9 protein-coding genes are annotated in these 10,000 nt (G+C 47.2%); 5 read left to right on the top strand and 4 right to left on the bottom strand.

Going from position 1 to position 10,000, the window contains the following annotated elements; all coding sequences use genetic code 11:
* From LDL40_RS18780 to LDL40_RS08740, 3 genes are all read right to left on the bottom strand, one after another.
* Window positions 1-154, bottom strand: a 154-nt coding sequence (locus tag LDL40_RS18780; RefSeq protein WP_367304309.1) for an efflux RND transporter permease subunit, incomplete at its 3' end; no start/stop codon positions are given.
* Window positions 155-195: 41 nt separating this feature from the next.
* Window positions 196-1,314, bottom strand: coding sequence for an efflux RND transporter periplasmic adaptor subunit (locus LDL40_RS08745; protein WP_300994900.1), 1,119 nt, complete (start codon window positions 1,312-1,314; stop codon window positions 196-198).
* 466 nt (window positions 1,315-1,780) lie between these two features.
* Entirely contained in the window at window positions 1,781-4,621 is a 2,841-nt protein-coding gene (locus tag LDL40_RS08740) for a pitrilysin family protein (protein ID WP_300994899.1), read from the bottom strand.
* 203 nt (window positions 4,622-4,824) lie between these two features.
* On the opposite strand from LDL40_RS08740, the gene LDL40_RS08735 reads away from it, so the two are divergent.
* The 3 genes from LDL40_RS08735 to LDL40_RS08725 are packed head-to-tail and all read left to right on the top strand — an operon-like array spanning window position 4,825 to window position 7,427.
* Complete coding sequence (locus LDL40_RS08735; protein ID WP_300994898.1) at window positions 4,825-6,825, top strand: YdbH domain-containing protein; 2,001 nt, start codon at window positions 4,825-4,827, stop codon at window positions 6,823-6,825.
* Between the two features lie 2 nt (window positions 6,826-6,827).
* Window positions 6,828-7,073: a YnbE family lipoprotein gene (locus LDL40_RS08730; protein ID WP_300994897.1), complete on the top strand. Its 246-nt coding sequence runs from the start codon at window positions 6,828-6,830 to the stop codon at window positions 7,071-7,073.
* Window positions 7,074-7,085: 12 nt separating this feature from the next.
* Window positions 7,086-7,427 carry a YdbL family protein gene (locus LDL40_RS08725; RefSeq protein WP_300994896.1) on the top strand — a complete coding sequence of 114 codons (342 nt, stop codon included), beginning with the start codon at window positions 7,086-7,088 and terminating at the stop codon, window positions 7,425-7,427.
* A 60-nt stretch (window positions 7,428-7,487) separates the two neighbouring features.
* Here LDL40_RS08725 and LDL40_RS08720 read toward each other — a convergent pair whose 3' ends face one another.
* Window positions 7,488-7,784, bottom strand: coding sequence for a YciI-like protein (locus tag LDL40_RS08720; protein ID WP_300994894.1), 297 nt, complete (start codon window positions 7,782-7,784; stop codon window positions 7,488-7,490).
* A gap of 178 nt (window positions 7,785-7,962) precedes the next feature.
* Here LDL40_RS08720 and LDL40_RS08715 point away from each other — a divergent pair, with 178 nt between their 5' ends.
* Both LDL40_RS08715 and LDL40_RS08710 read left to right on the top strand, forming a co-directional pair.
* Window positions 7,963-9,231 carry an efflux RND transporter periplasmic adaptor subunit gene (locus tag LDL40_RS08715; RefSeq protein ID WP_300994892.1) on the top strand — a complete coding sequence of 423 codons (1,269 nt, stop codon included), beginning with the start codon at window positions 7,963-7,965 and terminating at the stop codon, window positions 9,229-9,231.
* A 61-nt stretch (window positions 9,232-9,292) separates the two neighbouring features.
* Window positions 9,293-10,000: ABC transporter ATP-binding protein (locus LDL40_RS08710; protein ID WP_300994891.1), on the top strand; the 708-nt coding region annotated here is incomplete at its 3' end.

Below are 10,000 nucleotides of genomic sequence, written 5' to 3'. Positions count from 1 at the left end.
TATAAGCCGTGGTGATTTTTATCACAGCTATGTCTGAACGAGGGTACTGTCGTACCGTCATATTGCTCATCGACTGGAAACCAGCCAGCAATATCAGCAGGCTGACCACTATGGCCAGCACAGGCTTCTTAATAAAAATATCGGTAAAATTCATAATCTGCTCATTGTTAATGGCTGGTTGTGCTGTGCTGCAAATCAGTTGTCAGCTGGTGTTGGTGTTGTTTTAAACTCTGGTGGCTGAGTTTTACTCAATACTACAGCCTGGCCATTAAATAACTTAAAGGCGCCAGCGCTTACCACTTGATCACCAGCTTTCAGGCCATCAATCACTTCAACAAAATCACCACGCGCCTTGCCTAAACGGACAAATTGCTGACGTGCTTTTAAGCCGCCTTTGTCATCTTTTTCCACTACAAAAACAGTGTCGCCAAAAGGCGCATAAATAATAGCTGTGCTAGGCACCACTAATAATTGGTGAGGCTCTGTTAAGGTTACAGTAGTGGAGACGGCCATACCTGGTATCAGCACGTTGCTGCTGTTGTCTAACATGGACTGCACTATCACGTTGCGCGTGTTGGCATTAATTTCTGCACCTATGGCGCTGATCTCACCTTTGACCACTACCGCACCTTCGCCAACGGATACTTCCACAGGTAACCCCTTGGTGATTTGCGTCAACCAGTGTTGTGGTACAGGGAAATTGACTCTGACTTTATTGGTGGCTTGCAACGACACTATGGCAGTACCTGCCTGTAAATCAGTACCTAAGTCAACCTGCCGAATGCCAATACGACCATCAAAAGGAGCGCGAATGACTTTTTTCTGTAAGGTGGCTTTTAAGTTGTCTACTTGTGCTAAGGCGCTGTCGAGTTGTTGCTTCGCATTATCCAGTTCACTTTGAGTGGCAATATTAGTCCGGCGTAACTGAACTAAGCGGTCGTAACTGGTTTTTGCCAGTTTCAGGCTGGCTTCAGCAGAGCGCAGCTGTGCTTGCTCATTGGTCGCTTCCTGCTCAATCAGCACTGTGCCTGCAGTGACTTGCTGGCCATTGCTGAAGCTAATTTTTTTGACACGGCCAGGCACTTCAGCTGCTACGACAATACCTTCATCCGCCAGTACTGTGCCAATAGCGTTGTAAGTATTAGGCCAGCTTTGCTGCTCTACGGTAAAAGTGCTGACATATTCAGGTGGTGGCACAAAAGTCTCACCCGACGCGATCATGGCTGCAATCTGGCCACCTTTGACCCCTGCAAGTACCATGAACACACAGATCAGGCCAAGTACGGCAAACAATATAGATTTAAAACTTTTCATAGCAGTAACCAGATTAAAAAGTTAATTAGGGCCCGGAAGTGTCAGTCATAACCACATGGTCTGACAGCACTTTGGGATTAGAACTACTCAGGGTCTGAGTTTAGCTTCTCAGAACTTACCCTTTACTTACGCATTTTGCGGACAGGCTAGTGTGCCACGTTTTTTTTAAAAATGTGACGATTAGTCACAATTTAATGAAAATTTAAGAAAAAGAAGTCGTTAATCCCCGGAGCTTTTAAGCCTGTGTCTGAGTCCCACAGCTTTTTTCGTGCAGCAGAGCAGCCAAAAGCCGGACAAATGACAGCTATAGTGTAGCGAGCAAACATGCTTTCACCTATGGAATTATGGGATAAATTTGTAACCAAATAGTTGAATTGTTAAGCCGGAGCCCCGAGTCCGGGTTCAGGTTACGGCTGCGCTATATAAAAAGACCACCGACAGGTGGCCTTTTTATTAATTCAGCGGTTCAGAGGCTGATCTTTTCTACCGGATAACCCAGTTTTTCCAGTTCAGGCGTTAAGCTTTTGGCATCTCCCACCACCAAAATAGTCATTTCTTTGGTGTTTAAGTGTTTGGCTGCCAGAGCGTTAATTTGTTCTTTACTGATGGTGGACACAAGCTGATTGCGCTCACGGACAAAGTCAGGTGTTAAGTTAAATTCCAGAATTTGCGCCATAAAGCCTAATTTGGCATTAGGGGTTTCGTACTTCAGTGCATCGGATTGGTTAATCGCCAGACGCATAAAGGCCAGCTCGTCATCGGCAATACCTTTTTGCTGGAATGCATCCAGTTCATTGATAAATTGACGGATAGAGTCTGCTGTCGCATCAGCACGCACGGCAGCAGAGGCGGTGTAAGTACCTGCAAACTTGTCAGCGATAAAGCCAGCACGGGCTCCATAGGTATAACCTTTATCTTCACGCAGATTCAGGTTGATACGGCTATTAAAAGTGCCACCTAAGACAAAGTTCATCAGGCTGGCCTGGTAGAACTCTCCTGTGATGTCCTGTGTCAGTGAACGCTTACCAATGCGAATTTCAGACTGAGGTGCATCAGGTTTATCCAGCAGATAAATAGTGCCAGGCTTGGCTTTCATCTGACCTGTGTTGATCTGAAGTGCCGGGCCTTGACCTTGCCAGTCAGCCAACTGGGTTTTTAACTCCGACGCCACTTTGTCCTTAGCTAAATCGGACACCACAATCAACTGACCACCTGCAGGTTTAAAGTGAGTCTGATACCAGTTCTTCACATCATCCAGCGTCAGTTTGCTGACAGATTCCAGTGTGCCTTCGTTAGGTAAAGCGGCAATACTGCCGTCAAACATCATTTTGTTATAAGCCGTCGCCGCCAGATACGCCGGGTTTGTTGCGCTATGCTGTATACCTTGCAGTGTCTGCTGTTGCAGGCGGCTAAAGTCTTCAGCTTTAAAACCAGGACTACGTAACTTTTCTTCTAACAACTTTAAGGTTTGTGGCAGATTTTTACTTAAGCTGGAGACAAACACATCGATGTAGCTGTCACCGGAGCTGATGCTGATGCTGCTGCCCAGTTTTTCCAGCTCCAGACTCATTTGCTCTGTGGTGTAGTTCTCTGTGCTTTCATTCAAAATGGCAGCCAATAAGGCCGATACACCGGCTTTATCTGCTGTTTCGTAATAGCTACCAACCGGGATTTTCAGCAATAAAGAGGTGGTAGGGGTTTCGGTGCTTTGACTGCCTAACACTTTAATGCCATTGCCCAAGTCCATAGTCCAGGTGGCCGGCAACTCTACAGCTGGGTTCATGCCAGCCATAGGTTGTTTGCTGCGATCAAAGTTATCGCTCGCTTTACGGACCTGTAAATCTTCCGCTTTGGTTTTTGACGGGCCACCAAAGTCATGTTTAACAGGGGTGAAATTATCGGCTTTAGCGATCAGCTGTTTTTTACCTTTTGGCACCACGCTCATCACGACAGAATGCTGGCCTTTAATGTAGCTGTTGTACACCCGCATTACGTCTTCTTTGGTCACGGCGTTGTAACGGGCTATATCGTCAGCAATAGTGTCTGGCTTGCCCTGGAAGGTTTGACTGGCCGCTAACTGACTGACTTTACCTGCGACACTTTGCAGACCAAAAATGCTGCTTGCTTCCATCTTGGCTTTGACTTTTAACAAGTCGTCGTCTGTCACACCACGTTGTTCAAATTCTGTCAGACTGGCACGAATGATCTGTTCTATATCGGCCAGATTTTTGCCCGAAGCCGGATGCGGCAGAGCATACAAAGAGAATTCACAAGATAATTCACGGCATGGGTGTGATACAGCGGCTTGCACGGCCAGCTGATTTTTTACCAGATTTTTATACAGCAACGAGTTGTTACCGCCACCTAAAATCTCTGACAAAATATCCAAAGCGGCTTCGTCTTTGTGATTAGCATAAGCAGTCGGATAGCTGATGTACAGCAACGGCAAATGCACATTGTCTTCCATTGAGATATAACGGGTTTCAGGCAACTTGACTAAAGATTTGGCTGCATCAGACACTTCCGGACCACGCGGAATTGAACCAAAATACTTTTGCACCATAGGTAAAATGTCTTCGGCTTTTACTGCGCCACCTACTGTTAAAGTGGCGTTGTTTGGACCGTACCAGCGCAGGAAAAAGGCTTTTACATCATTGACGTTGGCGCGGTTTAAATCATCCATGTAGCCAATAACAGGCCAGGAGTAAGGGTGACCATCCGGATACAAAGCTTGAGATACACGCTCACTTAACCTGCCATAGGGCTGGTTATCTACGCGCTGACCCCGTTCGTTTTTGACGGTTTCACGCTGAACTTCAAATTTCTTTTCTGTCACAGCGTCCAGCAAAAATCCCATACGGTCTGCTTCTAACCACAGCATTTTTTCAACCTGATTGACAGGAACAGTTTCGAAGTAGTTAGTGCGATCTGAGTTGGTAGTACCGTTTAACGTGCCGCCAGCTTCGGTAATGATTTTAAAATGCTGTTCGTCGCCAACGTTTTCGGACCCCTGAAACATCATATGTTCAAAGAAGTGAGCAAAACCTGATTTACCTAACTCTTCACGGGCGGAACCTACATGGTAAGTCACGTCAACATGCACCAGTGGATCTGAATTGTCTTCATGAACTATCAGGGTTAAACCATTGTCCAACTGATACTTTTTATAAGGAATATGAATGCCTTGCTGCGGCTTGGATTGTTCAACTAATGTTACGCCTGCAGGTAAATTGCTTTGAGTTTGAGTGCTACAGGCGGCGAGGGTGACGGCAAAAGCTACAGCGACGGCCAATCTGGATTTGTTCATAGGTTCCTCCTTGTTAATAGCCCGATTAGAGCACGTTTCTTTTGGCTTAAAAAGATACAACTATGTAACAAAACGATACAATGCCATGAACACAGGCTCAAAAGTTCTGGCTGGCTTTGGTGGTTAGCGCCAGACTAAGGCATTGAATTCATTCACAGCTCTGCCTTGTGACTCATAGTGTGAAGAAATACAGAGGGAATAAAGTGTTAAAAGCTGGTTCTGGCGCAAGACAATCAAGCTCCTGGTTAAAGTGGAATCTGCTGCTATTGCTGCTGCTCGGCGCTTTGTATGGTTTTATCCAAATTAAATTCTGGTGGAATCAACTTAGTCCACAGTGGCAAGGTGTTAATTTGTCCTGGGATGGCGTGAGTGTTGAGCAATTGTCGTTCAAGCTGCCATATGCTGGCCAACAGCAATTGCAACTTGAACAGCTGGAACTTGGCTGGACGGGCTGGCCCTGGCCGCTCGACCTGGTCAAAGCTCAATCGCTGAAAGCTCAGTTGAATTTGCAAGGGACATCATACTCTGGCGAAACAGAACCGCAGGTCGCGTCATCAACGCCAGCATTACCACTCTGGTTGCCCAAGATAGTGTCATTTGATTTGATTGAAGTCTCACTGCCTTGTGCCGGCCTGAATACTAAGCTGACTACGACTGCGCAAACTGACTGCCAGCTGGCCGGCTCCTTAAGTTATAGCGAGCACAATCAGCAAATACAGTTGCAACTGGCCAATCAACAGGCGGTATTTATTGAAGGCGTTGGTGATTTGAAGTTGGCGCTGAAAGCGGTGATCACCCCTCAAGCTGAACAGTTGCAGGTCCCTGAGTTTGTGTTGAGTCTTGCCAGCAGCAAACTAAACTGGCAACAGCATCAGTTCACCGATTTGGAGTTAAAGTTTAGCGGACGTGCTGTTTGGCACAACAACCAACTGCAAGTAGAAGCCACAACACCGGTAGAGTTAACAACGGGTTATAGCCAACCTGCACTACTGATCCAACAGCTGCAACTGCATGCAAAATCACTGCAGCTCGAACTGGATCCGGCTGAGTGGGCTAAGACGCAACTAAAAAGTGAGTTGTCAGTTGAGTTAAAACAGTTACAACAGCCGATGTTAAACACTCTGGACTGGAGCTGGTCTGGCACGGCTTTTTACCAGCAGGGGCAAGCTCAAATCCAGGGGCGCTTAAGCAATAGTTTGTCTTTGTCGCTTGAGCATAAAGTTCAGTTGGCAGAACAAAGGCTGAATGTCAGTTGGACATTGCCTGAAGTGTTTTTTCTGGCCGGTAATCCGCTGCAGCTTGGACCTTTTTGGCCTGAACTGCTGACGCTGCAAAAAGGCAAAGCTTCGGGTCAAGGCCAGTTCGGGTTTGACCTCAGTCGTATGTCACTGACCGGGCAGCAAACAAAACTGGTACTGCGTGATTTAACAGGTATTTACGACAGGACAGTGTTCAGTGGTTTAAGTGCTCAGTTGCAGCTGTTCAGCCAGGGTAAGGACTGGACAGTGCAGACTGAAGATCTGAAGGTGCAACAGATCAACCATGGCCTGATCATGGGACCTTTAGCGTTAAATGCGGTCTACAACACAACAGCGCCGGACTGGTTTAAAGGTCGGTTAGGTTTGAAGCAGCTACAGCTTGCTTTATTTGGTGGGCAGGTCACAGCAATACCGCAGCAGATAGATTTAACTCAAGACACGAAAGTCTTGTTGCAACTGGATAAATTGCAGTTGGCAGAGTTGCTGAAGCAACATCCCAGCGCAGATATGACAGGGCAGGGAACCTTATCCGGAACTTTGCCTCTGAGCATAGAGCAAGGCAAATTGACTGTTGCTCAGGGGGCAGTCGCAGCTTTGGCTCCGGGAGGTAAAATTGCCTATCAGTCTGACAAAGCTCGGGCTATGGCACAGTCCAATCAGGGCATGAACATAGTGGTGCAGGCGCTGCAAAATTTCCATTTTTCGGCGTTATCTGCTGCAGTTAGTTACAGTAAAGAAGGTCTGCTGTTACTGGCACTGAAACTGGAAGGTAATAACCCGGATTTTGAACAAGGTCGGGCTGTGAATTTCAGTATTCATTTAGAAGAGAATTTACCGGCTATGATCACCAGCTTGCAGTTGGCCGGTCAGGTCAGTGACTTAGTGAAAAAACGGGTTCAACAGCGTCTGGCCGCCGAAAAAGCCAAAGACGCCCGCAAGGAGTGATGATGCGATATTGGCAGGATACACAATGTTCACGGCCAAAGGCTGTACGTCAGGGGGAGCTTGTGAAACAAGGCCTGAGCCTTTGTTTGGCTATTTTAGTAACCACAGCCTGCACACCAACAGTGCAGGTGGCTATGCCAAATGAGCCTATTAATATCAATTTGAATGTCAAAATTCAGCATGAAATTTTGATTAAAGTGGACAAAGAACTGGACGAGCTGATTAGTGATTCCAGTGGTTTATTTTAAGGAAGCCCAGGTATGAAAACTTTAACTAAATTAATCGTATCCGCTGTATTTGCTGTCAGTCTGCCCGTGCTGGCTATGGATTTACAACAAGCGATGTCGGCCTTAAGTTCTGCGAAAAGCCAGGGCCTGGTAGGAGAACAACCTAATGGCTATTTAGGTGTAGTAACCTCATCAGCACAAGCCAAAGAAATAGCGGAGTTAATTAACAAAGCCCGCAAAGCTGAGTATCAGAAACTGGCCGCTAAAAATGGCATCCAGCTGGCTGATGTTGAAGCTATTGCAGGCCAAAAAGCCATAGAAAAAACCGAAGCCGGCCAATACATTCAACTAAACGGTCAGTGGCAGAAAAAATAGAAAATGGGGTCAGATCACATTGTTAACTGTTAACAATGTGATCTGACCCCATTTTAATCGTTAGCGAACAGGTGTTGCTGCGTCATGGCCCACTACCGTATGCCATGGCAGAATACGGTAGCTGCTGACCAGGCCGTTCTTTACATAAGGATCGGCTTCGGCAAAGGCTTTGACTTGCGCCGGATCGGCCACATTAAACAGCAGCAAAGCACTTTCGACGGGCTCGCCCACAGCTCCGCCTAATATCAACTCTCCCCGCTCTGCGGCCAACCAGGCCAGCTGCAAGTGTTCTGCACGAAACAACACCCGCTTTTCCAGGTAGTCCGCTGAGGTTTGATACTGCAATAAATAATGCATTGTTGCTCCTTGGTTTCCAGCTGTCCGGTTGATTTAAGCGGACACTTTTTCTGTCCGCGGACAGTTTTAACTAGTAAGTGTGTTTTCTTTATTTCATTATAAAACAATGGCTTGCGTGTGGTTTTTGTGATGGCACGGTCCCTGCTATATCTGGTTAATCAGATGACGGAGAACAGTGATGATCCAGGGCACAGAAAATCAGGATATTCAAATCCAACCTACGAAAGCAAGACAGTGGCGCCGCCCTGTGCTCGCAACTTTGTTTATGGCTGGGATCAGTTATATCAGTTATAGCCTGCTGGCGGCCAGTTCGGCCCAGGCCTCTTTGGTGTTACCTAAGGATCAGGTGCAACTGGCGATAGTGGAACGTGGCAGTTTTACCCGGGATTTATCGGTACAGGGCCGGGTAGTAGCGGCCAATGCTCCGACCTTATTTAGTCAGGAAGCAGGCCAGGTGCAGTATCTGAAACAGCCAGGAGAAGCAGTGCAATTAGGCGATTTGCTGGCAGTGGTCTCCAGTCCGGCTTTGGACAACGAGCTGGAGCAACAACGGGCTTTGCTGGCCAGTATGGAATCAGACTTTGAACGTTCCACTTTGTTAGCCCGTGAACTGCAGCTGGATATGGAGCAAGTGCAAAACACAGCTCAAGTGAATTTAGTTGCAGCCAAACGTGAGCTGGCCAGGGCTGAACAGTCGATCAAAGTGGGCGTGATTCGTCAGTTGGATTACGACGTGGCCAAAGACAAGTTATTGCAAGCCGAACTGGAATTTGATCACGCCAAACGTAAAGTGGCTTTGGCTTCAGATAAGCTGAATTTTGAAAAAAAGTCTGGTCAGTCCGCCTTAGCCCGTCAGGCTCTGGTGGTTGCAGAACTAGACAGGAAACTGGCGGCTTTGCAAATTAAAGCTCCTGTTACGGGTCAGGTCGGTAACTGGCTGGTCGAGCAGCAAAGCCATGTACTGGCCGGCACAGGTTTGTTAACAGTGATCGATTTAAGCCGTTACGAAGCCGAACTTTCAGTGCAGGAAAGTTACATCCGCGATTTAGCTGTAGGCATGCCGGTTGAAGTGAATTTGGGCAATCAGCAACTCAAAGGTGAGCTGAGCCATATAGCGCCTGAAGTCAAAGACAACTTAGTCACAGCCCGTGTCCGTTTTTCTCAGAATGACAGCACCAGTTTACGTCAGAACCAGCGTTTATCAGCCCGCGTCATTATTGAACAAAAAGACAATGTACTTCGCATCAAGCGTGGCGATTTTGTTGGCTCTGGCGCCAGCCGCATTGCGTATCAGGTCACTAACAATCTGGCGGTCAAAACCCCTGTGGTGTTAGGTGCATCCTCAGTGCAGTACGTCGAAATTTTACAAGGCGCCAAAGAAGGTGATCAATGGGTCATTTCTAATCTGGATGAATTTAAACAACAAGACAGAGTTCAACTGAACTAAGGCTTTCACAGGACTAAGGCTTTCACAGGAATCTGGGGCTTGAGCCCTAAAGGAGAAAATCATGATTAAAATTAATAACCTGAGCAAAATTTTCCGAACCGACTTAATTGAAACTCATGCCCTGCGTCAGATTAATCTGCAGGTGAACGAAGGAGAATTTGCCGCTTTAACAGGTCCATCAGGTTCTGGTAAATCCACCTTGCTGAATGTGCTTGGCACTTTAGAAAGTTTTGATCAGGGCGATTATTTGCTGGACGGCCGCTCTGTGAAAGGCTTATCGGACCGGGAATTGTCCGCTCTTCGCAATGAAAAAATAGGCTTTATTTTTCAGGGCTTTAACCTGATTAAAGATTTCAGCTTGTTCGACAATATCGAACTGCCGCTGCGTTACCGTGGTTTTAGTGCGGCTGAGCGTAAACGCCGGGTGGAACAGGCGCTGGAAACAGTGGGTTTAGCGGCGCGCCGTGACTATCACCCGAGCCAGCTGTCTGGTGGTCAGCAGCAACGTGTGGCTATAGCCCGTGCTATTGCCGGTGAACCACGTATTCTGCTGGCGGATGAACCTACAGGGAATCTGGACTCACTGATGGCTCGCCAGGTGATGGAGCTGCTGGAAAAGATTAATCAGCAAGGCTGCACCATATTGATGGTGACACACGACCCGGATCAGGCCCGTCGAGCCAACCGTCATATTCAGATTGTCGATGGACAGCTGAATGACGCGACTTTATATGAACCACTGGGGTACGAACCTTTAACAGCAGCAGGA

This window comes from Rheinheimera sp. (assembly GCF_020217005.1).
In the GTDB taxonomy this organism is placed as follows: domain Bacteria; phylum Pseudomonadota; class Gammaproteobacteria; order Enterobacterales; family Alteromonadaceae; genus Pararheinheimera.
This window is presented reverse-complemented; position numbering and strand designations above follow the sequence as displayed.